This window comes from Paraburkholderia susongensis (assembly GCF_900177725.1).
GTDB classification, from domain to species: Bacteria; Pseudomonadota; Gammaproteobacteria; order Burkholderiales; family Burkholderiaceae; genus Paraburkholderia; species Paraburkholderia susongensis.
Genome location: NZ_FXAT01000019.1, coordinates 83800 through 110257, shown reverse-complemented (window position 1 = coordinate 110257; position 26458 = coordinate 83800). Strand labels below are relative to the sequence as shown.

The 26458-nt window shown below is 57.8% G+C and carries 15 protein-coding genes, 3 pseudogenes and 1 other annotated feature; of the genes and pseudogenes, 5 read left to right on the top strand and 13 right to left on the bottom strand.

Features of this window, described 5'->3' with window-relative positions; translation table 11 throughout:
- Positions 1–41: 41 nt before the first annotated feature.
- Complete coding sequence (locus tag B9Z01_RS32935) at positions 42–1832, top strand: tetratricopeptide repeat protein (protein ID WP_208626352.1); 1791 nt, start codon at positions 42–44, stop codon at positions 1830–1832.
- A 314-nt stretch (positions 1833–2146) separates the two neighbouring features.
- Here B9Z01_RS32935 and B9Z01_RS32930 read toward each other — a convergent pair.
- Positions 2147–2577: pseudogene (locus B9Z01_RS32930) on the bottom strand (IS3 family transposase); the annotation flags it as partial.
- Positions 2186–2301, bottom strand: a sequence feature (AL1L pseudoknot). (Overlaps the previous pseudogene by 116 nt.)
- Positions 2578–3103: 526 nt before the next feature.
- Here B9Z01_RS32930 and B9Z01_RS32925 point away from each other — a divergent pair.
- From B9Z01_RS32925 to B9Z01_RS32910, 4 genes and pseudogenes are all read left to right on the top strand, one after another.
- On the top strand, positions 3104–3802 hold the full coding sequence (locus B9Z01_RS32925) for a response regulator transcription factor (RefSeq protein ID WP_085489714.1): 699 nt from the start codon (positions 3104–3106) through the stop codon (positions 3800–3802).
- Positions 3799–5208, top strand: coding sequence for a FecR family protein (locus tag B9Z01_RS32920; RefSeq protein WP_244196222.1), 1410 nt, complete (start codon positions 3799–3801; stop codon positions 5206–5208). The genes B9Z01_RS32925 and B9Z01_RS32920 overlap by 4 nt, the downstream gene beginning before the upstream one ends.
- 168 nt (positions 5209–5376) lie before the next feature.
- A complete protein-coding gene (locus B9Z01_RS32915) occupies positions 5377–5976 on the top strand; it encodes a DUF4136 domain-containing protein (protein ID WP_085489712.1) in 600 nt (199 codons plus the stop codon).
- 189 nt (positions 5977–6165) lie between these two features.
- Positions 6166–6713 (top strand): annotated as a pseudogene (locus B9Z01_RS32910) (IS66 family transposase); the annotation flags it as partial.
- A 131-nt stretch (positions 6714–6844) separates the two neighbouring features.
- Here the strand turns inward: B9Z01_RS32910 and B9Z01_RS32900 are convergent.
- From B9Z01_RS32900 to B9Z01_RS32845, 12 genes and pseudogenes are all read right to left on the bottom strand, one after another.
- A pseudogene (locus B9Z01_RS32900) lies at positions 6845–7367 on the bottom strand (transposase); the annotation flags it as partial.
- A 104-nt stretch (positions 7368–7471) separates the two neighbouring features.
- A complete protein-coding gene (locus tag B9Z01_RS32895; RefSeq protein ID WP_167387605.1) occupies positions 7472–8113 on the bottom strand; it encodes a DUF3540 domain-containing protein in 642 nt (213 codons plus the stop codon).
- Between the two features lie 31 nt (positions 8114–8144).
- Positions 8145–9194, bottom strand: a complete 1050-nt coding sequence (locus tag B9Z01_RS32890; RefSeq protein ID WP_085489708.1) for a pentapeptide repeat-containing protein — start codon at positions 9192–9194, stop codon at positions 8145–8147.
- The gene (locus tag B9Z01_RS32885) at positions 9191–11416 is read right to left on the bottom strand and encodes a DUF2169 family type VI secretion system accessory protein (protein ID WP_085489707.1); all 2226 of its coding nucleotides are present in this window, start codon (positions 11414–11416) and stop codon (positions 9191–9193) included. Before B9Z01_RS32885 ends, B9Z01_RS32890 begins: the two co-directional genes overlap by 4 nt.
- Before the next feature lie 11 nt (positions 11417–11427).
- On the bottom strand, positions 11428–14115 hold the full coding sequence (gene tssI, locus B9Z01_RS32880; RefSeq protein ID WP_085489706.1) for a type VI secretion system tip protein TssI/VgrG: 2688 nt from the start codon (positions 14113–14115) through the stop codon (positions 11428–11430).
- A gap of 78 nt (positions 14116–14193) precedes the next feature.
- Positions 14194–16857: a type VI secretion system Vgr family protein gene (locus tag B9Z01_RS32875; RefSeq protein ID WP_085489705.1), complete on the bottom strand. Its 2664-nt coding sequence runs from the start codon at positions 16855–16857 to the stop codon at positions 14194–14196.
- 62 nt (positions 16858–16919) lie between these two features.
- On the bottom strand, positions 16920–19586 hold the full coding sequence (locus tag B9Z01_RS32870) for a type VI secretion system Vgr family protein (protein ID WP_085489704.1): 2667 nt from the start codon (positions 19584–19586) through the stop codon (positions 16920–16922).
- A 24-nt stretch (positions 19587–19610) separates the two neighbouring features.
- Positions 19611–22379, bottom strand: a complete 2769-nt coding sequence (gene tssH, locus B9Z01_RS32865) for a type VI secretion system ATPase TssH (protein ID WP_085489703.1) — start codon at positions 22377–22379, stop codon at positions 19611–19613.
- A complete protein-coding gene (locus tag B9Z01_RS32860; RefSeq protein ID WP_143809132.1) occupies positions 22376–23398 on the bottom strand; it encodes a type VI secretion system baseplate subunit TssG in 1023 nt (340 codons plus the stop codon). Before B9Z01_RS32860 ends, tssH begins: the two co-directional genes overlap by 4 nt.
- Positions 23395–25275, bottom strand: a complete 1881-nt coding sequence (tssF, locus tag B9Z01_RS32855) for a type VI secretion system baseplate subunit TssF (RefSeq protein WP_085489701.1) — start codon at positions 25273–25275, stop codon at positions 23395–23397. The genes B9Z01_RS32860 and tssF overlap by 4 nt, the downstream gene beginning before the upstream one ends.
- Positions 25272–25739, bottom strand: a complete 468-nt coding sequence (locus B9Z01_RS32850; protein WP_085489700.1) for a GPW/gp25 family protein — start codon at positions 25737–25739, stop codon at positions 25272–25274. The genes tssF and B9Z01_RS32850 overlap by 4 nt, the downstream gene beginning before the upstream one ends.
- Before the next feature lie 103 nt (positions 25740–25842).
- The gene (locus tag B9Z01_RS32845) at positions 25843–26394 is read right to left on the bottom strand and encodes an Hcp family type VI secretion system effector (RefSeq protein ID WP_085489699.1); all 552 of its coding nucleotides are present in this window, start codon (positions 26392–26394) and stop codon (positions 25843–25845) included.
- Between the last annotated feature and the right edge of the window lie 64 nt (positions 26395–26458).

Sequence of the window (26458 nt, the reverse complement as noted above, 5' to 3'; positions counted from 1 at the left end):
ATTTAACCGCATCCTGTTACCCGCAAATCCGCAATTCGACGATGAATGTTCTAGATTCGCCATTTGTTCATATTGAAGATCTTCTCAACCGCGGTGACATGATTGGAGCACGCCGCGGAATTGATGAATGGATGAGGATGCTGCCGGTGGACGCCGGCGCCTTGACTGCATACGCGCATTTTCTGCGATTGAACGGAGAGCGAAAGGAAGCCGCAGCGACCCTAGATGAATCGCTGGCGATTGCGCCATGTTTTGTCCCTACCCTTGTCGAAATGGCGAGGTTGGCGACTGCCGAATCTGAATTTGAGCGCGCATGTAGTCTATACGAACAGGGCTACTCGAGGTGCTGTGAGGGGCGATCAAGCTGGCTAACAGAATGGATAGAGGTTCTGTTTCGATTGAAGCGGTACGAACGGGCTGCCCAAATCGGATCAGAACTCTGCGAGCTTAGGCCCGACGCTCCATTTACCTGGTTCAAGCTCGGTCTCGCTCACCAGATGCGTGGTGTTCATCCCGACGCGTTGATCCCGTACCAGCGCGCGATGGAGCTCGATCCGGACTATCCGTCGCTGCGTAACAATCTCGCTGTGGTGCATATTGAAATGCAACAGCTAGACATTGCGCATCAGCTCTGTCTGGAGGCGCTTACAGATGAGCCGGAAAACCACATGACGTGGACGAATGCGGCTCTTGTACTGCTTAAGCTCGGCAATTTGCAGAACGCGCTTGTTGCTGCCCAGCGGGCTTATGGTCTCGCGCCGGAATATGTGCCGGCATTGCTCATATATGCGAATGTCCTGAGAGAACTTGGGCGTAATGATGAGGCGCTCGATTCTTTGTCCAAAGCTTCCCAGCTCGTATCGGTGGAGCCATCGCTAAAGTGGGCGTTAGCTATGCTGCAATTGGCTTCGGGTGATTACCAGAACGGGCTAGCCAATCACGAGGCCAGATGGTCTGGCTCGCCGGAATTGGCGGGCCCGCAGTTTCTTCCGGAAAAACGCTGGAACAATGAGGCTTTGACCGGCAAGACGCTGTTCGTTTGGGGCGAACAGGGGTTTGGAGACGCGTTTCAATTTGTTCGATTTGTGCCGCTAATCGCGGAGAGGGTGCGGCGCGAAGGCGGGAACTTCATTTACTGCTGTTTCCGGAAAGTTTTGCCGTTATTCAAGCGTGCCCTGGCCGCGCATGTAACCCGTGTCGTACCGCACGATGTCATTCCATTACCGAATTTCGACTTCCATATCCCGATTGGTAGCCTACCGTTGATGTTCGATGTGACGCTGGATAGTTTGCCCGCTCCCCGCCAATATCTTTTGCCTGATCCTGACTGGGTGATTCGCTGGCGTGACAAACTGAAGGCGTCGAAGGCGTTCAAGGTTGGCCTTGTATGGAGCGGAAGTCGCACCCATCAACGCAATCGCTATCGGTCGATACCACCCTTGATGTATGCGCGGGCATTCAGGGGATTACCCGGAGTTGAGTTCTATAGTCTTCAGGTCGATGGAGCCGCCGAGGCCAGGCAGATGGCATCGGAAGGGCTCCGGCTCGTTGACCCGACAAATCAGTTGAGTTCCTACGACAAGACAGCCGCGCTGGTGAGCAATATGGATATCGTCATTACGGTGTGCACCTCTGTAGCCCACCTGTCTGGCGCGCTTGGGGTGAAGACGTGGTTGCTACTCGACCAGAATCCACATTGGGTCTGGATGTCGGGACGTCGGGACTCGCCGTGGTATCCCACAATGAGGCTGTACAGGCAGCGGACCTTTGGTGATTGGTCGCCTGTTTTGGACGAGGTAAAGACTGACCTTCTGATACACGCGTCTTGTTAGAGCCGCGCAAGTTACGGTACTACGATGGGTCCGATGCCGCGACGTAACCATCTCTGCGGCCGATTCCACGTCTATCAATTGAAATCGAGTCGAAGCGACCAGGTGCATGCAGGTGCGACTGGTTGTATATATGTATTTGAACCGCCCCATGAATCGTAGAGGCCGGTTGGTTTAAGTTAATACAGGCATGTCAGAAGCATTTCTGAGTTGCCTGTAGTAGTTTGCCTCAGCCTCAGCGGGCGGGATATGGCTGAGCGGTTTCATCAACTGATGACGGTTGTACCAGTCCATCCATTCCAGCGTTGTCAGTTCGACGGATCGCGAAGTTGTGCCGCATGGCGTCGGTAGCCCGACTGGGCAATCCTCAAGACCTTGCAGATCAGCTCGACTCTGAAAGTGTCGCGATGCTGATCAATGAAGGCTTTCAAAACTCAAACGGTGGTCGAACTCAGCCCAAGCAAAAAACGGGCTCGCCAGCTTGAATCTCGTTGGTCCGGCGCAGTTCCTTGACCTCGCGTTCTCGGGCCTTGATGCGTTCACGCCCGGCTGTGCACACCATCGTGTTTTCCACGGTCGACGTCGTCGCGTTGACCCAATCCAGCAATATCTGCGGCGTGCGGCAGATCATGGGTGAAATCGATTCGACTGCCGTCCACATCGACAGGTGTTCGCTACGCTGCTCACGTACCAGGCGCACTGCGCGCTCTCGGAGCTCCGGGAAAAACTTTCCTGGCTTCCTGTTCATGGCCCCATGCTCTCAAGAGTTGGAGCCTCCATAAAACCCGGTGCGTTCACTTGCTAGAACGGAATACGTGGAACGGGATATTGCCACGTCTTCTTAATGCGTGAAATCCGAGTGGTCGATGCTGGAGGGTCGGCATCTGAGGTCATATAAGACGCTTTATCGCATTCACTCAGGTTTGCAAATATTGACATACTTGGGCGATTTTTATAATTATCATCAGATGTCTTTTGCGAATCCGTGAGTGAGAAGGAGGCCGTACTCTTCGTCAAGCTATTCTCGCTGTATGAAATCATCGTCGCGGCCTCCGCTCTCTAACATGAAGAGATATGTGGATTCGAATGATGACGCAGACTGGTCGGTCGGCGTTGCGTCGAAGTACGCGGACGCAGCTCGACAAGCTGTCGGCACGCAAATGGCAGCAACCCATAAATTGGCCAACTAACGGCTATGGGGTGATCGGAAGGCGCTATTGAAATATCGAGTACCGCCATTTCACCCGTATAGAAAACTTGCATTAAAGAATGCTATGAGAATTGCAGTACTTGAGGACGATCTGGCTCATCAATTCTTTATCTATCAAACGCTACGGGATGGAGGGCACGAGTGTCACACGTATTCGACAGGAAGTGAGTTCCAGCGTGAGCTAAAAAAGCAGACATTCGACCTGCTTGTACTCGACTGGAACGTCCCAGATCTGTCGGGTGAAGATGTGCTGCGTTGGGCACGAGAAACACTGTCCGGCAGAATTCCAATTCTGTTTGTAACGAGCCGTGCGTCTGATTCGGACGTCAGTTTCATACTTGGCATGGGTGCGGACGATTACGTGACGAAGCCCGTGGGAGCGAGTGTGCTATTGGCACGTGTCGACTCCTTGCTACGGCGTGCTTATCGTCTAGATCGCTCGGATAGCCGCGAAACGTACGGCGCCTATGAGTTTGATGTGAGTTCGATGCAGGTCTTCGTGAACGGTCCTGCGGTAGTTCTCACGCAAAAAGAATTCGAGCTCGCACTGCTTCTTTTCCGGAACATGGGGCGCCCCCTTTCGCGAGCATACATACTCGGACGAGTATGGAAACATGTGACAGACGTCTCATCTCGCACGATGGACACCCATGTTTCGATGCTACGACTCAAGCTGAATTTGCGTCCCGAATGGGGCTATCGTCTTGCCCCGGTTTATGGTTATGGCTACCGGCTCGATTCGGTCAGAGGGGAGTGCGTGTGAGCATTTCTGAGCTTGCAACGGTGTATGGTAGCGCGCGTCGGCAACGAATTCTGGCAACGCTGGTTACGCGTGGCGTTCTAGCGGCATTTTGCTGGTGGTCAGTGCTGTCGTTCGCGCAGACCTGTTGGGATGGTTGCACCAGGGTCTATGTGACAAAAAACGGCGATACGCTTTATGACATTGCCGCGAGCTATCTGCGCGATCCGAGCGACTGGAGAGTTGTAAGCGAGTTGAACCGGTTGCCGTTGCCTCGACTCCTACGCCCAGGTATTTCGCTTCGCCTGCCTGTCCGCCTGCTGAAGCAGGTTTCGTTGACTGCGCGCGCAATCGCCGTGAACGGACCAGTCGAACGAGCTTTCCGGAATGGAGCATTCATTCCGCTATCCGTCGGGACGGCACTGGGAGAGGGCGATCGTCTTCGCACCGGCCACAATGGTTTCGCCACGTTTGAGTTGAACGATGGCTCGCATATCGTATTGGCGCAGGATAGTTCCATCGACATCGACTCACTGCGCCAGACGATGTTGACCGGAAGTGTTGACCGCGTGTTCGGGCTGCAGCACGGGGAAGTCACCAGCGAGGTGAGTCACGCCTTGAAGAGAGACGACCGATTTCAAATTCGATCACCATCCGTTGTAGCAGGTGTGCGTGGTACGCAGTTTCGAGTGAGCTACAACGCAACTGACCTATCGACAGCGGTCACGGTTCTGAATGGCGCCGTGGGCGTGGATGCGGCAGGCCACCTGGCACCCCCAGCAGGACAGCCATTGCAAGCCTCAGCTAAACTGATCCCGAAGAACTTCGGTAACGTCACGCGCGCTTCCGGTGAAGTGGGTGCGGCGGTGGGACTTCTTCCTGCACCAACTCTGCAGCAGCCGGGGAAACTTCAGGGCGCTGTGGCAATAACCTTCGACCTCGTGCCGCAGGCAGACGCACGGGCTTGGAAGGTAGCGATTGCCCGTGACGCGGGAATGCTCGATCTGATTCAGGATTCACGCGTGACGGCACCACAGGCCTCATTTGAAAACCTCTCCGACGGCAGCTATTTCGTCCGGGTGTCAGCAATCGACAGTCACGGGCTTGAAGGGATGCCGCGAGTGTATGCATTCGAGAGACGACTGTTCGGCCTGGAGGCGTCTGCAAACGCACGGGCGGCTGGACGCGATTACCAGTTCAAATGGTACGTAAGCAAGCAAAGCGAGGCAACACACTTTCGCTTCGTACTGGCGAAATCTCCGAGCCTCGCGGACCCACTCATAGACAAGACCGATCTCCAGGGGGGAGAACTGGTGGTGAAGGACCTGCCACAAGGTGTTTATTATTGGACTGTCATTGCGGAACGCTTTGAAGGCGGAAGGCTTTACGAAGCAGATAGTACCGTTCGATCGTTCACTCTCGCGCGATAGGCTTAGTATTAATCGTCCGCGTGCGATCGCGCCTTGGTCAGTAATGTCCAAACCTATTCATCGAAGATGAGGCTTGCAGCAGTGAAACGAAGATTGAAAGTGGAGCAAGTGAGGAACAGCTTGGTGAGCAATCGAGGAATTCGGAAAGCGATAAGTGAGACAACCTGAGTGAAGTACCTGGTACTCTATATTTCAATCGCTATCGGCTTGGCCGGATGCGGTATTGAGACGATCAAAGTGCACGTTGCTCCCTCGGCGACATCGATGGCCGGCGAGCATACTTATAGCTTTTCACGCACATCCCCTCAGGAAGCCGGCGATTATGTCGTTTACGAATCTCTCGTAGATACCGAATTGAGCAAGTACGGATTTGCTCTGACGCTTGCGGACCGAGGTTCGTATATTGTCTCGCTGGCCTATGATACGCGATATGCGAATGTGCTAATCGATGCGGGGGATCGTGATTGTTCATCGGCTCCAGGTGTTGAGCAACACGTTGGGACCAACTTTCTGGGGCGGCCAATATACAGCCATTCTCTGACAGTGAGATTTTTTGAGAGATTCACTGGACGTGAGGTCTACGGTGCCACCTCGACCGTCGAAGATACCAATCCGGAAGCCACTGCCGCAATTCCGTATCTGGTCAAAAGCGCGCTTGCGCGATTACCCTACCGAAATGGCGAAAACTGGAAAGTAATGTTCGATCGACGGATCGCGGGTGAAGTACCTCAGGTGAAGCTAATCGAGGCTGCGGGCCAATGCGAGTAATGCAGCCAGCAACGCAGTGCGAAGTGAGCCGCCGGTGATTACGCACTGGACGAAGTGGTTTGTCGCGCAGGGGTTTGCCGGTTTGCATGACGAAGCGCGCCCCAGCCCGGCCGCGCAGGTATGACGACGAGGCGGTAGCGGAACTGCTCACGAGGATACTGCATGAGGGACCGGCACGAGCCGCTTACCGTGCGAACGCCATCTGACACAACACAAAAGGCACTCGAATATATTGGCGGACTCTATGCCATCGAGGCCTCCATTCGCGGCAAGCCCGCCACCGAACGCTGAGAATACGGCAGGAGAAGGCCAGACCACTGCTTCAAGCCTACGAAGCGTGGCTCCGGGCAAAGCTCGAAACGCTGTCTAGTCGTCGAAGTCCGATACAGCCAAGGCGATCAACTACACGCTGAACCAGTGGAACGCACTTACGTTGTATTGCGAAGACGGTATGCTTGAGATCGACAACAACATCGCGGAGAACGCGCTGCGTTGTGTAAGCCTGGGTCGGAGGAATTTTTTTGTTTGCCGGCTCAGGCAGCGACGGCGAACGGGCAGCTGCGATGTACGCCCTGATTGGCACTTGTACACTGAATGACATCGATCCGCGTGCCTACCTGGACTATGTGCTAACCCACATCGCCGATCACAAAATCAACCGCATCGACGAGCTACTGCCGTGGCGTGTGACCGACAAGCTGCACACGCTAGCCAGTCCGCCGAATCCCGGCGCGTGACCGGCGGGTCCCGATCACCATCGTGCCTCACGCGTGCGCGAATGGACGAACGGCGCAGCTGAGCCGCTTACCACTGGAGCGTGAGTTCCGCTGCTGCTCAGACGGGCATTCGAAGAGTTCGGTGGCCCGATATCTGTCTGTGAGGCTCGCAACCGCAACGCCGCAAATCGGGGACTCAGGATTGTACATGTGCGTTCGCGCCACGAAACCGTGTGATGGCAAGATGGTTCGAGCGCCAGTGCGAGGTCCTTTACTGGGACGGGAGCATGTCCCGGTACCCGACGCCGCAGGCTTCGTGGTCTACCTGCCTTGCTTGTTGATGGTTCGGCAGGCAGTGGGGCAACGCCCGGTGGCCACACACGGGTGCTCGACTGGATGTCCACAGCCGTATTGCAGTCCAAGTTCGCCAGAGGCATCACGAAATGCCGTGTCGTTTCCATAACCCGCATCAGCCAGCATCACTCCGCTCGGGGTGCCGCTCTGTCTTGCCTCCCCGGCGGCTACTGACAGGCTCACGGCTACCCGGTAGTTATCCTGCTTGCCCAGTTGCCCGCAGTACTGCCGCACCACATCTGCCGAATGCTTTCCCTTCTTCGGAAAACCCGTGTCCTCGATGATCTGGTACCGCCCGTTTGACAAATCCATGTGCGGCAATGCCTAGCGCCGAGCGCTGCCGGGAACAAATAACCGTGGTAAAGTAATTTTGTTTTCTTTCCCCATTACGATCTTCCCGCCTCCGCATCAACCTGACAGCGCTCTCACGAAATATGTACTTGTGGTGCATCCACTTTCACCAAAGAGTCAGCGGTTAGCGTGGTCATTGGCGCATGTAGAGCAAGATGAGAAAGCGCTTCGATGTTAACACTGCGCGCGCAGGTCGATGACGTACCGTGTACCACCGACGTGCGGTGTTCCACCTCTTCGCGAAGAGTGAGGCTTTTCACCTTTACGCTATCGCCAATATAGGCGATTTCTTCTTCGGCTCTCACGCGAAACGCCTGAGCGCGTATTGTCAATGTCTGATTGGCTGTATCGATCAGCAGCTCCGCGCCAGCCTGCGTGCCTCGTTCGAGCACAGCTGTGATCCAGCAGGTGGATCCGTGGACGGTTGCTTGTACGAGATCGCCTTGCGCAGGGGCAATAAGACAACTCACGGCTTTGCGTGCTGGCAAGCGTAGCGCATCATCGAGTTCGATCAGCCATGCATCGGTGGATGAAGTCGCCGACGCCAGACGACCGATGACGACATGCGGGTTTTGGCTGCAATTGTCGGGCAGACGCTCGCTCGCCGGTCGCCTGATCAATTGCAAAAAGTTGCTTTGACCATCGGTCGCTATTTCATCGGAATAGGTATGAGCCGGCTCGGTGTCGGCCGGACGACCACGGTTGGAAGATTGCATCACATAGCCTCCATCAGGTTGTAGCTGAAATTCATGTGGGAGTCTTGGTTCCTGGAGAAACGCGTTGCCACCACACGGCATCGTCGAACTCCGGACGTTCATGGAAGACCGCGCCTCGCGTATCGGCCGTGGACCACGCGTTTTCGGGTTGCCCTAGCAGGTTTGCATGCCGGAAGTCGGCACCTTTAAGGAGGACGTTAGATAGGTGTATTCCTTCGACGTTGGCGTGCGAAGCTTGCACATTCCGCCAGTCGACATCACGCAACACGGCTCTCCTGAACGAGGCATTGGACAGATTCGTGCCGAGCATCACGCAATCGTGCAATCGAGAGTCGTCGAACAGCCCATTTGGTGTCGGGCTGTCGCGCCACGCTATGCCGATGAGTGTCGATTCGCAGAAAATTGCGGTGTCGAGGACGCAATCTGTGAAGAAGCCGGTTTGCCAGTTGGTCATTGCCCAGCAGGCCTCAGGGAAAACACACTCTATGTAGTCGACGTTTTTCATCTGGACTTCGGTCCAACGATTGGCGTTGCCGGAACACCTCTCGAAATGAAGGTCGTTTACCTTGCTTTGAGCAGTGACATATCGATCGATCTTGGAATCCACAATCTTGCACTGCGCTTGATAGCTATCGACGACGCTGATGTCATATAGGCCGCAATTGATGACGGTCATCAAACTAAGTTTGCTTGACATGAATGTGCATTGGAGCAAACTGCTGCCGGAAATGTGAAGTCGCAGTATTTCACCATCTATGAAATCGCAAAAACTCACACTACTTTGGTTGAGTCCGCAATCTTGCATCCGGTATAGGTTAGCCGTCATTTGCCAGATCTTGCAACGATCCCACAATACCGACTCGAATACACACTCGAACATCGTCACCTTGTCGAGATTGACGTTTTTCCACGTCACGCGGTCGAAAGTGCAATTGAGAAACCGTGTGTTTCGGACCGGACCGGTCCAGTTAACCTGAATGAAACGACAGTCAACGAACTCATGAGTGTCGATGATCCGCGCAATATCCATTCGCGAGAATGTTTGTCCGCGAATTTCCTGAGTCTCTCGAACCGTGCTCATACCGTTTTCCTGATGGGTGTCTCACATGCGCCGGCTAGCAGATTCCGGTTCCGCGGAATCACCTCGGTGCGGTCCGCCCATCCCGTTTGGGCAAACAGCATATTGCAGTCGTCGAATTGTGTATCCCGAAGGTCCGCCCCAAGGAAGAGTGCGTCTTTCAACGATGTCCTCCTGAAGTTGGCCCGCGGCATCACGGCGTTGATGAAGTTTGCTGATGTCAGATCGCAATTCTCCCAACGACTTGCCGCAGCGGAAAAAAATCGCGTGCTCAGCTTGATGAACGTGCTGTTTTCGACGGAAAGGCCGGTAGCCACACATTGAGAGAAAGAAATGTGCTTGAAGTGACACTCCCTCATTTTCAGTCGCGAGGTGTCGGATTCCTGGGAGATGACGATTGACCTGCCGTTACAGCTCGTCCAACTGCTTTCTGCCAGGATCGACGATGTGAAACCACATTTGAGCACTTGGCTGTTCGTGATTTCAGCCTGGGACAGATCACTATCGACAGTGGCGATGCCCTCGAGCACACAGTCTTCGATGTTGATTTTCCTCAGCTTCGATTTTAGGAATTGGGAGTGCACCAGTTTGGATTGACGTAATACAGGTTGTCCAAATTCAATCTGATCGAGAGTGATATTCGCGAGATCGGATTCGCGGATATCGATTCGTTCACCTCGGCACTCGGTGAATTGGGTCTGCACTATTTCACTTTGACTGATGGCAAACTGATCCAGGCAGCAGCGTTCGAGGCTGGACTTTACGAGCTTTGTGTTCCTGAAAGCGCTGTTGCTCATATCACAGTCGATAAAGACAACGTCATCAAACATCGCGGTATCGAACAGGGTGGCTTGAAAACTGCACCGCTTGAAGCGAACGGCCTTCAAATTCAGTCCGGTGAGCGATAGAGACGAAAAGTCCATGTCTTCGATATTGCAGTCTGCAAGGCCACCGGACTTACATGCGTCTCGCAAACGTTGCTGCCAGTTGCCGCTTACCTGGGCGACCGGTTTCAAGCCAAGCTGTTGCCAATCCTCTGAACTAACGGCTTGCTGAAGATTTCTCATCTCTTCGAGATCCGATTCCATCTCGTCAAGGCTCTGTTCGAATTCACGCATGCGCTCAGCAAGTTCTTTCCGGCTCGGTTTCTCCGCGCCGTTTCTTGGAAGATGAGCGTGATCCAGGATTAATTCCCAGACCCAACCTCGGGCGGCATCGGGTAACAGGTCCGAATCGCGACGTAGTCCCGAGGTGTCCTGCTCGGGAACGCAACTGCGAGCGGCAAGCGTTTCCAGCGTCGATGTGTCGAGTACGTCGTCGGGCTCCTTGAATGCCACGAATATCGTTTCGATTTCTTCCGAAAAAATCCCATTGATGCTCGCCATGCCATGCCACCACAACACGCCGATGTCCACATCTGGCAATAACCAGACCGTCTGGAGACTGACCGGTAGCCACTCGAATGGTGCCTGCTTGCCCCGGCGGATGGCGACCTGCGCAACCAGGTTCGGCGTGTGTCCGACGTATCCGATTCCCTCTGGTCCGAATCCTGCGAGTTCGTAGCGGGTACCGGCAGGCCACTGGTTGCTATTCGACCATTGATCGGACCAGGCTGTCTGGAACAACTTGAGATTGGTGTGATCAGGCCAACCCATGTGAGTGCCGTCAGCACCGAATGGGTCCAACTGCGCACGTCGCAGCGGTATCCACTGGCGCCGATCCTGCCAGTTCATTTCAATGGGGCCCATGCCTGCGCGGGAGGAAGTGACGGGGCCGACGGCCGTGAGTTTCCGCAATGGCGGTACTGCTTGACCGATTAAATTGTGCTCGTTCTTCAACGCGCAAGAATGATCTACAGGCAATTGGGCCACCAAACGGCTTCCTTCTCGAATAGTTTTGGCGCTGCAACTGACCGTCTTGAGCGTCTTGCCCAGCTGGACTTGCGCGGTCCAGTCGACTGTGGCACCGACAATGTTCCCGCACGCCGTTGTGCGTGAATGTCCTGCTACCAGCCATTCCGCAAATTCCTTGGGATAACCGGTTTCCGCGAGCATTACAGACGTGGGCGCGCGAGCGATCGCATCGCCGCAAGTGAGGGAATGCATCAGCACCTGCGGATCGCTGAGCCGAAATCCGAGGCCGAGCGACAAGCCCAGCCAGGCCTGTGTTCCGAACTGAGTGTACGCAACGCGATGAAAACCCTGCTGGGGCATGACTGTTTTCATATTTCCCTTCTTTACATCCGCATTTTCAGTTTGCGCAGATCAAGCTGCGCCGCAATTCGAATGAATCGAAAATTGATGTTAACGAGTTCGGTGCCGACATTTTTTTCTTCGAAATTAGTAATCTCGACTTGAGTCGATCGCTGTTTTTCTTCGCGTCCGATGGTCACATTTGATTCGTTTTTCACGCTAATCGACATGCCAGTTGTACTGGTTGACGTATTTGTTGTGGCCTGCGACATATTAGTCTGAGACACGCTCAATAGCGTGGTACTTTCCAATACGCCAGTGACACTGGCGTTGTTGTCTGTTATGGTCGTTGACATACCCGTTACAGAAGTCTCCTGCCCCGTGACTTTGGTCTGCTGCCCAACGATTGTCAGTGATATGCCCGCCATGGATACGGATGAGCCTGTCATCGATAGCGACGTTCCGGTCATGGACGCCGATATACCGGTCATTGAAGCTTTGACACCGATAACGGAAGTGGACATACCGGTAAGCGATGTCGAGACGCCGGTGAAGCTGGTGCTTTGCCCCGTGATGGACATTGAGATACCGGTTGCGATCACCGATATGCCCGTAAAAGTGCTGGAAATGCCCCTAAAGTCAGATTTGACGCCGGTGAAGTTCACGGATGAACCTGTCATCGATACTGACGACCCAGTGAAGGAAGCGGATATCCCGGTCACGTTTACCGAGAGGGCAGTGAACGATATTCTGATGCCCGTGAGTGTGACAGTTGCTCCATAAAGCGATGTCGTCTCACCCGTGACTGACGCAGACAAGCCCCTGGAGGAACTGCTGAGGCCGGTGAGTGACTTGTTGATGCCAGTGACGGAATTGCTGAGGCCAGTGAGGGAGTTTTTGATGCCAGTGACCGAATCGTTGACGCTGATTGCGGAGTCGCTGACACCTGTGACCGAATTTTTGACTCCATCTGCGGAATTCTTTATTCCAGTCGCGGAATTCTTTATTCCATTTGCGGAACTCTTGATTGCATTGACGTCGACAGTGGGGCGACTTGCGTCAGCCGAAGCATCACTTGTTGCTGCCGATGCATCGCCCGAGCTGGATGCTGGCAGCGCATCTGTCGTGATTGCAGAGCCAGCGACGATGGTCAGGATGCGCGCAACACTGATACTGGCATGATTGCCTACCGCAACAGACGTGTTTCGCTCCGACGTGCTCTGCAGATCGCGTTCCGCATGCATCATGAGTCGCTCATAGCCGCGATTGTCGTCAAAGGTTATCTGACTGGCAGCCGACGCAAGGCAGTTCTGCAATGACCGGGAAACCATGCCGGAATACCGGATATCGTTGGGTAAGTTGTAGGGGAGGGGATTGTCGCCGTTGTATACGATGCCGACGGCCAATGGACGGTCAATATCGCCATCTAGATAGGACACCAGCACTTCCTGCCCGACACGGGGAATCGCGACGAATCCCCAGCCTTTGCCATGTGCCGCTTTGGCAACGCGTAGCCAGCACGAGGAATCTTCCTCGGTGGAGTGGTAGCGGTCCCAGTGGAAGTGTACGCGGATGCGCCCCAGTGCGTCGGTGTGAACTTCAGATCCCACTGGACCGACGACAGTCGCACTCTGAATGCCGCTGATGCTGGGCTTGTGGAGCGTTTGCACAGGACGAAAGGCCTGTCCGTCGGGTAGGGCAACGTAGTGTGCTGAGAAATTGCTGCCGACGCTGGAGCTTGTCGGCGCTTGTTGCCACCACGATAGCGTCGTGTCGATCAGGTAATAGCGCTGGTTCAGCATTGCATTAGGATGACCGGTCAACGTGAAAGCACAACCGACGTTCATGCCCTGCGCGTTGGCGTCTCCACGAACATGCCGTCCATTTCCTTGTGCCGCATCAAGCTGAATGCGGGCCAATAGTTCACCGTGCTCGACTGTATCGTAGCCGGCAGCATATCCGAATACCTCGAATTGCCCCCGGGTACCGGCGTTGTCTTCGTACGCGGCGCTTGCCTGCAATGGCGTCGATGGTGCGAGATAGTCGAAGTCGCGCAGTACTATCTTGTCGGCTCGCGATCGGCGTACGCGATGCAGTCGCTGTATGCCTTGCCGACCGTCGATCGCGCGCATCTCCTCGGAGTCGGGAAGAAATTCCAGGACGTCATAAGGCGCGACTTGGGTGGGAAATGTCTGTGCATCGCTGATGACGATCGTATGTTTCTGTGCATCATGCTCGATACCCAGATACAGTCCTTCCTGTTGCAGAAGTCGCATTACGAAGTGAAGACAGTTCTCGCCATATTGCACGCAGTACTCTCGCGGTGGATACGAGTTGTTGAGCTCGAACCTGTAGTCGGTGAATCCGTTTTCCGTGAAAATTTCTTCAACGATTTCTGGAACCGTCATCTTCTGGAAGATATGGCTATCCCAATGAATCTCCAGGAAGGACATCCAGCTTTTTAGGGTCAGCTGATAAACGAAGCGATTGTCGAGTTCACCGTTGTCGTGAACGGAGAAAGCGTATGCGCTGAAGTAGCGTAGACCTCCCTGCCCCATGTCAATGGTGACCGACGTAGGAGAACCCAGTACCGTATTCAGATCCAGAGAAGGTATTGCGCATGCAATCTCGAGCGTATAGGTTGGCACCTCCGCAAGAGATTCATGTGCACGGAACATCAAGACGGAAACATCTGCCGGCAGTGCTGGAGCGTGAAGTGTAATCTGCTGCATGAGAGGCTCTTGTGTCGAGTTTCCAGCGGTGAACTTGCGGTCAGAGAGTAATGATGTGTCGCATCGCCGACTGGCGTCTTACTTGCAGGTTGTGAGTGCGTAAGCTTTTTTGACAGTCTCCTTTATCGTGTTTTTGATTTTGTAATCAATAAAAGTTATTTGGGAATTGGTGTCGTTCTGTTTCGTTCCCAAAAAGTTCTGACGATTCATTTGAGTAATGCCGATTCCAATACCGTTGGTTGCATTGAGTTCATTCGTCATGGTGCGCTCACTATTCACCATCGAGATGGAGATGTCGGTTGAACTCGTCGATTCGTTTGTCAAACTGGTCAACTCATCGACCATGGAGATCGAGATGCCAGTGTAAGTTGTTGCATTGCCAATCTCACTCGTCGACGAGCCGATCGTGCTGAATGACATACCTGTGAAGGACGTGCTCGTTCCCGTCATACCTAACGAGATTCCAGTCAGGGCGGCGGACATGCCAACCAGCGATTGAGAAGATCCGGTCATGGACGTCGAGGAGCCTGTCAGATTGACGCTTACGCCTGTGACTGACGTTGATGCGCCAGTCAAAGCAATCGATATTCCGGTCATTGTCGTATTCATGCCTCTCATACTGGTGCTGACACCGGTGAAAGATGTTTCGGAGCCTGTGAAGGTTTGAGAGAGACCCGAAAAATTTGTCGCGAAGCCGGTCATCGCTGAGCTTACCCCGACCATTGATAAGGACGCACCTGTGAATGAGGCACCGACACCGGTCATGCTGATGGACATTGCGGTGAGAGAGATCGATACGCCGGTGAGGCTGACGATCATGCCCGAGAGGGAAGCGTTCATGCCCGTCAGCGAGAGGCTGAGGCCTGTGGCCGATTCGCTGATACCGGTGGCGGAATTGCTGACGCCGGTAGCGGAGTTGCTGATACCGGTGGCGGAGTTGCTGATACCGGTAGCGGAGTTGCTGACGCCGGTAGCGGAGTTGCTGACGCCGGTAGCGGAGTTGCTGACGCCGGTAGCGGAGTTGCTGACGCCGGTAGCGGAGTTGCTGATGCCGGTAACGGAGTTGGCAACAGGCTTGAACGACACACCCGCATCGGATGACGAACCCGATGAGGTTGACGCGTCAGCCGCCGCTGGAGAATAGGCGCCGGTGGTGATCGTGAGGATGCGGGCCACACAGAGGTTCATGTGATTACCGACGGCGACGGACTGGTTGCGCTCGGCCGTTTGCTGGAGATCGCGCTCGGCATGCAGCATGAGACGCTCGGAGCCGCGCTGGTCATCGAAGGTGATCTGGCTGGCCTGCGGCACCTGACCGTTGCACAGGCTGCGCGAGACCATGCCTGAGTAGCGGATATCCTTGGGCAGGTCATAGGGCACTGGATTGTCGCCGTTGTAGACCATGCCGACCGCGAGGGGGCGGTCCAGCTGTCCGTCCAGGTAGGCGATGAGCACCTCCTGCCCCACGCGCGGCATGGCGACGAACCCCCAGCCCTTGCCGGCCCAGGCCTGCGAGACGCGCAGCCAGCACGAGGCATCTTCCTCGGTGGAATGGTAGCGGTCCCAGTGAAAGTGCACGCGGATGCGGCCGAGGGAGTCGGTGTGAACCTCGGAGCCCGGCGGGCCGACGACGGTGGCACTGTGCGTGCCGGGGAGCTCGGGCCAGGGTGTGAGGCGCAGGGGCCGGAAGGGCTGGTCATCGGCGAGTGCGAGGTATTCGCAGACGAAGTTGGTGCCCTGCGCGTTGCTGTTGGGCAGGTCGGCCAGCCAACTGAGCTGGGTGGAGATGAGTACGTAGCGCCGGTTGCGCTGCGCGTCGGGGTGGCCGGTGAGGGTGAAGGCGCCACCGGTGGCGAGGCCCATGGCGTTGGCACTGCCGGTCAGCAGATGCGCCTCGGCCTGTAGCGCCTCGAGGCGCAGCTGGGCGAGCCATTCACCGCGCTGCAGGTCGGTGTAGCCGGCGGCGTAGTCGTAGAGTTCGAGCTCGCGCCCGGGCAGCGTGTCCTGGGCGTTGCGGGCGTCGACCTCAAGGGACTTGCCCGGCGCGAGGTAGTCGAAGTCGCGCAGCACGACGTTGGTTGACTGCACGGTACGGGTGCGGTGGATGCGCTGGATGCCCTCGCGTCCGGCGATGGCGCGATGTTCCTCGCCATCGGGCAAAAACTGCAGGGTCGCGTAGGGGGCATCGAGATCGGCGAACTGCTGGGTGTCGGAGATGACGAGGGTCTGCTGGCTGGCTGTGTGTTCGAAGAAGAAATACAGGCCCTCGCTCTCGAGCAGGCGCTTGACGAACGTGAGGTCGCTCTCGAGAAACTGGACGCAGTACTCGCGCACGGCGTAGTCACGTGAGAGATCGAAGCGGAAGCTCGCCTGAGGATAGCCGCCAAAGATCTGTTCGACGATCTGGGGGACCGTGAGGTCCTGGAAGATCCGGCAGTTCTGATTCCTGATCAGAAAGGAGAGCCAGCTGCCGAGTTCGAGGCGATAGGTGAAGAGATTCTGCAACTGGCCCGTATCGAGAGCACCGAAGGCATAGGCCTGGAAGTAACGTGAGGCGCCTGCGCCGGTATCGATGCTCACGTTGACCTCGCTGCCGAGCAGCGCGTCGAGATCGACATCGGGACGTGGACTCGTGAACTCGAGAAGATAGTCGGGTTCAATCGACAGGCGTTCCTGGGCCCGGAAGCTCAGGACGGTCTCATCCGGTTGAAGGCTCGGTGACGATGCTTCGATCAGGCGCATGAAAGGCTCGGGGGTAGTCTAGTAGAAATGACGTGCGCTTCTAGCTCGCACGTGCTCACAGATCACGTGTTTTCGAGTTTTACGGAAATGACGAGTTCGTTAGAAAAGTAGACTTGACCTGTCGAGAGCTGGATCGTACCGGTGGCCGTTCCTGTAGATGTGTACAACAAGCTTTGTGTATTTGCGTAGCTAAGGGTCTCGCATAGAGAAGTGCCTCTCTGTGTGAACGTCACCGAGCACGACGTATTTGTTCGGGAATTTCCCGTTCTGGTTTGCGAAGTATTGGTTTGACTGATCGACAGTGTCTTCGTACTGTTGCTGATTCCCGTATTGCTAAGCGAAGTACCGATTCTGCTCGTGGACATCATGACGGTCTTGTTGGATGTCCCTATGAAGCTCGACGCAGTGCCAATCGAAGAAGTACTGATGCCTGTCGCGGATTGCGAGGTACCAGTCATCGAGGTGGATTGGCCCGTCATCGACATGGATATGCCTGTTGTCGAGGTCGAGTCGCCGGTCATCGAGATGCTCGCACCCGTGCCGGACTGAGACAGGCCCGTCAAGGAAACGGAAATGCCGGCCATACTCGTGCTCTGTCCGACGAAGCTGGTGCCTATACCAGTGAAGGAAGCGGAAAGTCCTTTGAACGAGGTAGACACCCCCGTGAAGGTCGAACTCACCCCGCTGACCGATAGTGATGCACCCGTCTCGGAAATTTCGGTTCCGGTGAATGAGGCTCGGGTTCCGGTCATGCTGATGGACATTGCGGTGAGAGAGATCGATACGCCGGTGAGGCTGACGATCATGCCCGAGAGGGAAGCGTTCATGCCCGTCAGCGAGAGGCTGAGGCCTGTGGCCGATTCGCTGATACCGGTGGCGGAATTGCTGACGCCGGTAGCGGAGTTGCTGATACCGGTGGCGGAGTTGCTGATACCGGTAGCGGAGTTGCTGACGCCGGTAGCGGAGTTGCTGACGCCGGTAGCGGAGTTGCTGACGCCGGTAGCGGAGTTGCTGACGCCGGTAGCGGAGTTGCTGATGCCGGTAACGGAGTTGGCAACAGGCTTGAACGACACACCCGCATCGGATGACGAACCCGATGAGGTTGACGCGTCAGCCGCCGCTGGAGAATAGGCGCCGGTGGTGATCGTGAGGATGCGGGCCACACAGAGGTTCATGTGATTACCGACGGCGACGGACTGGTTGCGCTCGGCCGTTTGCTGGAGATCGCGCTCGGCATGCAGCATGAGACGCTCGGAGCCGCGCTGGTCATCGAAGGTGATCTGGCTGGCCTGCGGCACCTGACCGTTGCACAGGCTGCGCGAGACCATGCCTGAGTAGCGGATATCCTTGGGCAGGTCATAGGGCACTGGATTGTCGCCGTTGTAGACCATGCCGACCGCGAGGGGGCGGTCCAGCTGTCCGTCCAGGTAGGCGATGAGCACCTCCTGCCCCACGCGCGGCATGGCGACGAACCCCCAGCCCTTGCCGGCCCAGGCCTGCGAGACGCGCAGCCAGCACGAGGCATCTTCCTCGGTGGAATGGTAGCGGTCCCAGTGAAAGTGCACGCGGATGCGGCCGAGGGAGTCGGTGTGAACCTCGGAGCCCGGCGGGCCGACGACGGTGGCACTGTGCGTGCCGGGGAGCTCGGGCCAGGGTGTGAGGCGCAGGGGCCGGAAGGGCTGGTCATCGGCGAGTGCGAGGTATTCGCAGACGAAGTTGGTGCCCTGCGCGTTGCTGTTGGGCAGGTCGGCCAGCCAACTGAGCTGGGTGGAGATGAGTACGTAGCGCCGGTTGCGCTGCGCGTCGGGGTGGCCGGTGAGGGTGAAGGCGCCACCGGTGGCGAGGCCCATGGCGTTGGCACTGCCGGTCAGCAGATGCGCCTCGGCCTGTAGCGCCTCGAGGCGCAGCTGGGCGAGCCATTCACCGCGCTGCAGGTCGGTGTAGCCGGCGGCGTAGTCGTAGAGTTCGAGCTCGCGCCCGGGCAGCGTGTCCTGGGCGTTGCGGGCGTCGACCTCAAGGGACTTGCCCGGCGCGAGGTAGTCGAAGTCGCGCAGCACGACGTTGGTTGACTGCACGGTACGGGTGCGGTGGATGCGCTGGATGCCCTCGCGTCCGGCGATGGCGCGATGTTCCTCGCCATCGGGCAAAAACTGCAGGGTCGCGTAGGGGGCATCGAGATCGGCGAACTGCTGGGTGTCGGAGATGACGAGGGTCTGCTGGCTGGCTGTGTGTTCGAAGAAGAAATACAGGCCCTCGCTCTCGAGCAGGCGCTTGACGAACGTGAGGTCGCTCTCGAGAAACTGGACGCAGTACTCGCGCACGGCGTAGTCACGTGAGAGATCGAAGCGGAAGCTCGCCTGAGGATAGCCGCCAAAGATCTGTTCGACGATCTGGGGGACCGTGAGGTCCTGGAAGATCCGGCAGTTCTGATTCCTGATCAGAAAGGAGAGCCAGCTGCCGAGTTCGAGGCGATAGGTGAAGAGATTCTGCAACTGGCCCGTATCACGGGCACCGAAGGCATAGGCCTGGAAGTAACGTGAGGCGCCTGCGCCGGTATCGATGCTCACGTTGACCTCGCTGCCGAGCAGCGCGTTGAGATCGACATCGGGACGCGGACTCGTGAACTCGAGAAGATAGTCGGGTTCAATCGACAGGCGTTCCTGGGCCCGGAAGCTCAGGACGGTCTCATCCGGTTGAAGGCTCGGTGACGATGCTTCGATCAGGCGCATGAGTGTGGCTCTCCTTCACGTCGCTCAGGGGGAGCCGGTTACGGCATCGCCAAGGTGGACCGGATCCCCCTTAGACTCGCACGCCGAGACGATTTCCGGAGTTGACGGCGCGTGTGGATGCGCGTGAGCAGTGTCCGCCACGCCCGCTGCTTGTCGAGCCTGCAACACGGCAATCTCATCATCCGAGCGAATGAACTCAACACCGAGGCCGTTTTTCGCCGACAGGAGCACGGCGCGCGGCCTGCGCTCCGATAGCTGCCCTTTGAGCAGTCCTTCCGCAATCACCGGCACGGCGGTCTGCGCAAGCAGATCGCGTGCGGCACGCCCGCTCGCCGGATGCTTCGACGCAACCTCCGCGACCCACTCGCGCACGCTTTCATCAGCCTCGAGCGCGACGCCCGTAGCCTCCAGCCGCTGGCGGATGCCTTCGAGAGAGCGTTCGGCGATGCGCACCAATGCGTCGCGGCCGAGCGGCCGAAATGCCACGACCTGCATGCGTGCGAGAAGCGGCGCTGCGAAGTAATCGGACATGGCATCGTGAACCATGCCGTTGAGCACACTCGAGCGGATCGACGGATCCTGTTCGCAAGCCTTCTCGATCTGCTCGCCCCCGAGGTTCGAGGTCAGCAGGATGAGGCAATTGCGGAAGTCGATCCGTCGGCCTTCGCCGTCTTCCATCCACCCTCGATCGAATACCTGATAGAAGATTTCGTGGACATCACGATGAGCACGATCGAACTCGTCGAGCAATACCACGCTATACGGACGGCGGCGGACCGCTTCCGTGAGCCGGCCGCCTTTGCCGAAGCCGACATAGCCGGGCGGAGCGCCCTTGAGCGTCGACACCGTGTGAGACTCCTGAAACTCATTCATGTTGAAATGGATCACATGCTCGGTGCCACCGAAGAGCAGGTCCGCGAGTGCGGCGGCCGTCTCCGACTTGCCGGTGCCGGTGGGGCCGGCAAGCATGAACACCCCCAGCGGACGCTGGGGGTCATTCAAGCCGGCGCGCGCCACCTGAAGGGCGCCGGCGATATGATGCAAGGCTGCGTCTTGTCCGTGGATGCGGGCTCGCAGGTTCTCTTCCAGATGAACCAGGTTGTGTGCATCGTCGGTGGCCATGTAGTCGCAGGGCACACCGGTCCATTCGGACAGCACGGTCGCGATTACTTCGTCATCGACGAATGGCCGCACCCACAGCGGCTCAGAATCGCGCCGGTCCAGAAGCTTCGCGGCGTAGTTATGCGCGGGGTTGTTGCGATCGATGGCCTCGCCGGCTTCCAGGGCCCCCAGCATGCGCATCACTTCGTCACGCTGCTGCTGCACCTGCGCGCCGAGTTCGGCGATCTCCACCTCCAATTGCGCTTGCCGTTCCTGCAACAGCTGGTCTTTTTCGACGACCAGACCCATGGCTTCGTCGCTGCTGCGCCAGGCGAGCGCCTGCTCGACTTGCAGTAGCTCCTCATTGAGGCGATCCAGCACACCCGGGGCCGAATTGAGTGAAATCGCCACGCGTGCGCATGCGGTGTCGAGGAGGCTGATCGCTTTGTCCGGTAGCTGTCGCCCGGGCAGATGCCGCCGTGAAAGTTTGACCGCCGCCTCGAGCGCGATGTCGGCGATGCGTACACCGTGGTGGCTAGCGAAACGTCGTGCCGCGACGCGCAACATGACTAAGGCGATGTCATCCGTGGGCTCGTCGACACTGATGGCCTGGAAGCGACGGGTCAGCGCCGCATCGGGTTCGATGAACTGTTTGTATTCGCTCCACGTCGTCGCTGCAATCATGCGCAGTTGCCCGCGGGCAAGCATCGGTTTGATGAGATTCGCCGCGTCACCGGTGCCTGCCGTACCTCCCGCTCCTATCAGTGTATGCACTTCGTCACAGAACAGGATGATGGGACAGGGCGATGCGATCACCGCGTCAAGCAGGTTGCGCAGGCGTTGTTCGAACTCGCCGCGTGCGCCGGCGCCTGCCTGCATGCGCCCGAGGTCGAGCGCCCAGACTTGCGCATTACGTAGTGCCGGCGGAACATCGCCGTGATGCACCCGCAGCGCGAGTGCTTCGGCGATCGCGCTTTTGCCGACGCCGGCTTCACCCACCAGAATCGGGTTGTTCTGGCGCCGGCGCAGCAGTACGTCGATGACTTGTCTCAGTTCGGCATCGCGGCCCACGACCGGATCAAGTGCGCCTTCTTCGGCGAGGCGGCTCATCGAGTTGGCCCAGTGTTGCAGACCACCATCGCCATTGCCGCTCGCATATACGTCGGCAGCGGGGGATGCGGGCCGGGCCGACGCGCGTCCGTCCACCGCCACCTCGTGTGCTTCCGGCCACGAGCCGGCTTCGGCCTCGTAGGCCGCGACGAGCTTTTCCAATGGTTGGCCCTTGAACTCCGGCGCGAGGCTTTCGAGCCAGCGGCGCACTCCCGTATCTTCGAGGCCTGCGAGCAAAAGATGTCCCGAGCGCACGTGCTCGCTCCCGGTCGCCGTGATCTGCACCCACCCCAACGCACTCGCCATCGTGGCTTCCAGCGTACCCGACAGATCGTGGATGCCCCCTTGTGCGGTGGCGAGGCGCGACAGTGCAGCCTGCAGCCGTCGATTGAACGCATCGGGATTAGCCTCAACTAGCTTCAGGAAACGACGAATGTCACTGTCCTTTCGTTGCCAGATGCACGATAACCAGTGGTCCAGTTCGACGAACCGATGCTGCGACGACTGGCAAAGCGCGGTTCCGTCCACCAGCGCCTCGTATACCGAGCGCCCGAGCCGGCCGAAACGTCTCTCTCTGTTCATACCTTGTTCCGTATATTCACTTCGTGCACGATCACTCTCATTCGTCTGTCCGTGGGGCTGGCCCACGTGTCGATTCCTAACCGCATGTGTCCGATTGCTCCGTTGGTGCCTCGTCGTGTGTGCACGTCGACCGCGACGCGCACGTCGAGCCGGTCGCCGATATAGTCCCGCGCAATGTCCACCAAGGTTTGCAGCTCCGGTTGAGTGCGGTGGAAATACGCGAGTTCATGCATTTCCAACGGCCCGATCAAAAGCGTGAATGCGGTCTGCGGCGCGAAAACCCGCGAACCTAGCAACCACTGACCCAGACGCGGGCGCGAGGTCGAAGCGGCGCGCGACGTCGGCACGACTTGCCAGCCACCCGTGCGCAACATGGCCTGAACGGACACGCGGTAACGACGGCTCAGAAGTTTCGCCAACTGATGCAGAGGTCGCTGACGGTTTGCGTACAGGCCGGGGTATTGCGCTCTCAAGCGGGCAATATCGGCATGGCTTCTGCCTGTACTGGCTGAGCCGTTCGCGTTGACGGCGGCGAATTGCGTCACACGGCGCACGAAGGCGTTTTCTGGACACGTGTGGCTGCCGCGCGTTGTTGGACGCATATGGCTCCAGACCTTGTAGTCGAGCCATGCGAAGTCGGCGGAGAGCATGGCGACAAAGCGCTCGAAGCCGGCATTGCGCTCGTGGATTTTCTCGCGCAGGGCGTGCTCCGTGATGTGGAGCGGCATGGGACCGAAAGGCGCAAAGAGGCCAAAGTGGCGAATCGTGACCAATAGCTGAGCTTGTTGTCCGTCGGACATCGGTGGACAGATTTCGATCGACTCAACCTCGCGCGCCGTAAAATCCATCCGAGCGGCCTGCACGAGTTTCAGCCACACCGGGCGGTGGTGCGCCGATGCGCGTGAAGATTCGACGCCCGCGGCCTTCGCTTCCTGCGTAGCGATCCGGTCCACCTCCTGCATGAGGTGGAAGAACGGTTTGGTTGGACTCAGTGCGCCACGCAGGAGGGCGGGATTCACTGAAAGGCCCCTTCGGCGTTGGCGAGGTTGCTATGCGTGCTCACATGCTGGCCGTCCAGCGACAGGACGACCTCGAAGCCGTCGTTGAGACCGACAGAGCGCGATAGTGCGTGAGCGAGCAGCCGGCCGAAAAGCCAACCCCCGCCATCGCTATGGTTCGTCGATGTCACGTCGAGGTGTAGCCGTATGCCGCGTGCCCAACCACTGTATGGTCCGCCAACACAAGGCATGAAGACCGACTCAGTACGCGACGAGCGCAGGCTCGCAAGTCGTTGTCGGTCGAGATCGTGCTCCGGCTCGGCCGCCAAAGCCAACCAGCCCAGCAGACTCCCGAGCGATGAATCGCGGGCGGAGGTGCTCACCGTCAACGGATTTTCACCGAGAAAGCTCACGGCTTCCCAGCACCGCTTTTCGGACGGCTCCGGCCGCGCCCGCCCAGGTCTCGTCAGACAGTCGATCGCGGCGGTCCCCATCGAGTCGTCCATGCGCCAGCGGGCATCCAGCATGGCTGGCGGGTCCCAGCCGCGGTCGGCCACGAGTCCCTGGAGCTGGATCGACCGTATCTCCTCCGATGAAGGTGCTTCATCCTCCAATGAAATGGAGAGAAGATCCCGGCTGTGCAGCGGGTCGTCCTGCGGACGCGGACCATCGCCACCATAGCTGCCGCGATGAAGTGTGTAGCTGCCTGGCGCGCGGCTTCCGTCACCGGGAGCAGGGCAAAGGCCCATTACCGGTGCCAGCACGATCGTCTGGCCACGTGTGTCGATGGCGCGCACGTCAGTCAGGTCGTACAGATAGTAGTCTTGGGGGCGCTGTCGGGAAACAGGTATCCAGCTGGCTATCGCATCGGAATCATACGGAAGCGGGTCACAGCGTTTGGGATAGAGATTGATAGCGGGCGTGGCGAAAAGCCTGAAGTGCTCCGGCGTCACCCGATCGATCAGGGTGGCAGGGAGCGTGTCGAGCGCGAACACGATTTCGAAGGAGCGGGCTCGTGGGCACTGCGCCGCCAGATCGCTCAGACCGTGAATATCGAAACCCAGGAAACGGGCCGGACATGCGAAATACTCGCGCAGCAAATGCAGTCCGGCAAAGCCGCCGAGATCAAGCGGTAGCAATGCCTCTTCGTCGTCGACGCCGGCGAGGCGGACCGCATTCGCGGGCAACGGTACAACGTGGCTGTGCGAATTCACCTGCGCAATGGCGAGGACCTGGGTTACGCCGCACAGCATATGGCGATGTAATTCGAAGGCGAGCGAATCGTCACCCGCCATCATCATCGACAGAGGATACGGCGTCGGCGCGACTTCACCGCGCTGGACGGTAAAGAACTGCCCAAGATCCGTCGCGCCCTCGAACTGGAAGCGCAGAATGATCAGTGCGTTAGCCTTGGCGACACGTGCAGCTGCCAACGAGGGCAGCGTCCCGACGGAACGTCGGCACTGCGCATCGGCAAGACGTAACGGGAGCATCCGCACGTCGCGTCCTGTACTGAACCGGATCGGCTGCTTTCTTCCTTCGATCGTGGCGTTCACCAACGTTCCACGCGGAATCACTTTCCCGCGGTGCGCTTCAGGTGAGGCCAGGTCGGGCCGGAAGGCCAGGTTCGTGATGGACGGCGCGGCGCACAGGAAGCCTGGCGCGAGCCGTGACAAGGCCTGTTTTGCGAATTCGACATATTCGTCGTCCATTCGACGATGTACCCGGGCGCTTAGAAAGGCTACGCCTTCGAGCAGCCGCTCCACAAACGGATCGCTGATTCCGTTCGGATGCAATCCAAGTCGCGCTGCGACCTGTGGATGCTCCTGTCCAAACTGCGCCCCTTCCACGCGCAGGCAGCGCAGCTCCTCGTTGTAGTGATCGAGCAGGGATTTCATCCACCGGTCCTCGCGCTCAGACTTGCATGGCCATGTACGGTGTCGATCCACATCATCATCTCGAATCGGCTGTCGTCGGCACTGCAATGAGCACCGATGCGCAGTGGTACGTACTCGGTGCGGGGTCGCGAAACGCCCCACTCAGCTGCTCCGTTCTCGATTTCGACGCTAAGACTCCGGGGATCGAGCCGGGGCTCGTGCTGCACGATGCTTTTGCGTATCGCCAGACACAATGCAGTGACCGTAATCGTTTCCGAGCCCTGCAAGGCGAGCGGAGGCATACCGTAGTTCAACACCGACAGATGAGCCAGACCCGCTTCACCATGGCGCCAACGCATCCCCCGGCAGCCCGCGTTGACGAGCGCCACGACATCGCGACGAATGGCTTCGTGCAACATCGTACCCCCCGCTTGCGACAGCTTGTCCAGCAGTTGCGGGCTACTGAAGAATCGTTCGGCGTTCACTGGTGACGTGTCCGTTCTGGTGCTTGATTGAGATTCGAAACAACGAAAGTAGGGTCCGGCGCGCGAGGTGCCGGACTCATCCGTCTATATGTTCATTGCCACTTTAGAGGGATTGATTGAGCTGAAGGTCATAACCTGCGGTGATGGCAGGACCCAACGATCCGTCATTGAGCTGCTCGTGGTACTCGACCTGAATACGCGCAAAGTTGATCTTGATCTCGTCGACCGGAAGCACCTGCGCCCCTGTACCGAGCGTGTTCGCGTCAGCGCCGGGAAGCGGCAGATTTCCGACCGTGCGAAATGACGAAATGAGACAGTTGCTGAAGGTCACGGTCAGGAAGTCCTTCGCCACCGACCCGCCGCCGGACTTGCAACAGATCAGCTTCGCTTGGGCGATGTGCGCGCCGGTCGCGCACATTACGAACAGCTTCGGCGACGCCTTGTTGGTCACCATCCTGAACTCGAAGTCCTTCATTTCGACCTTGCCGGCGCCGCCACCACTGCCGAAACCCCAACGCCCCGAGTTTTCTTCCGCCCATTGCCACGACGTCAACTGGATCAGACCGGCATGGTTCACATCCTGTGATTCGCCCTGTACACCATCGATGTACAGAAAATAGTCAACTAATGCCTTGCTGGAGTCATTCGTGCTCACTTTTTACCGCTCCTGTAAGAACCATGTGTTCGGTAGAGATCTGTGTTCCTGCCTGCGCTGGAGA

Excerpts from the sequence above, each read along its gene's own strand:
- B9Z01_RS32935 (WP_208626352.1), top strand. The coding sequence starts at position 42 with ATGAATGTTCTAGATTCGCCATTTGTTCATATTGAAGATCTTCTCAAC.
- B9Z01_RS32925 (WP_085489714.1), top strand. The coding sequence starts at position 3,104 with ATGAGAATTGCAGTACTTGAGGACGATCTGGCTCATCAATTCTTTATC.
- B9Z01_RS32895 (WP_167387605.1), bottom strand. The coding sequence starts at position 8,113 with ATGCAATCTTCCAACCGTGGTCGTCCGGCCGACACCGAGCCGGCTCAT.
- B9Z01_RS32890 (WP_085489708.1), bottom strand. The coding sequence starts at position 9,194 with ATGAGCACGGTTCGAGAGACTCAGGAAATTCGCGGACAAACATTCTCG.
- B9Z01_RS32885 (WP_085489707.1), bottom strand. The coding sequence starts at position 11,416 with ATGAAAACAGTCATGCCCCAGCAGGGTTTTCATCGCGTTGCGTACACT.
- tssI (WP_085489706.1), bottom strand. The coding sequence starts at position 14,115 with ATGCAGCAGATTACACTTCACGCTCCAGCACTGCCGGCAGATGTTTCC.
- B9Z01_RS32875 (WP_085489705.1), bottom strand. The coding sequence starts at position 16,857 with ATGCGCCTGATCGAAGCATCGTCACCGAGCCTTCAACCGGATGAGACC.
- B9Z01_RS32870 (WP_085489704.1), bottom strand. The coding sequence starts at position 19,586 with ATGCGCCTGATCGAAGCATCGTCACCGAGCCTTCAACCGGATGAGACC.
- tssH (WP_085489703.1), bottom strand. The coding sequence starts at position 22,379 with ATGAACAGAGAGAGACGTTTCGGCCGGCTCGGGCGCTCGGTATACGAG.
- tssF (WP_085489701.1), bottom strand. The coding sequence starts at position 25,275 with ATGAAATCCCTGCTCGATCACTACAACGAGGAGCTGCGCTGCCTGCGC.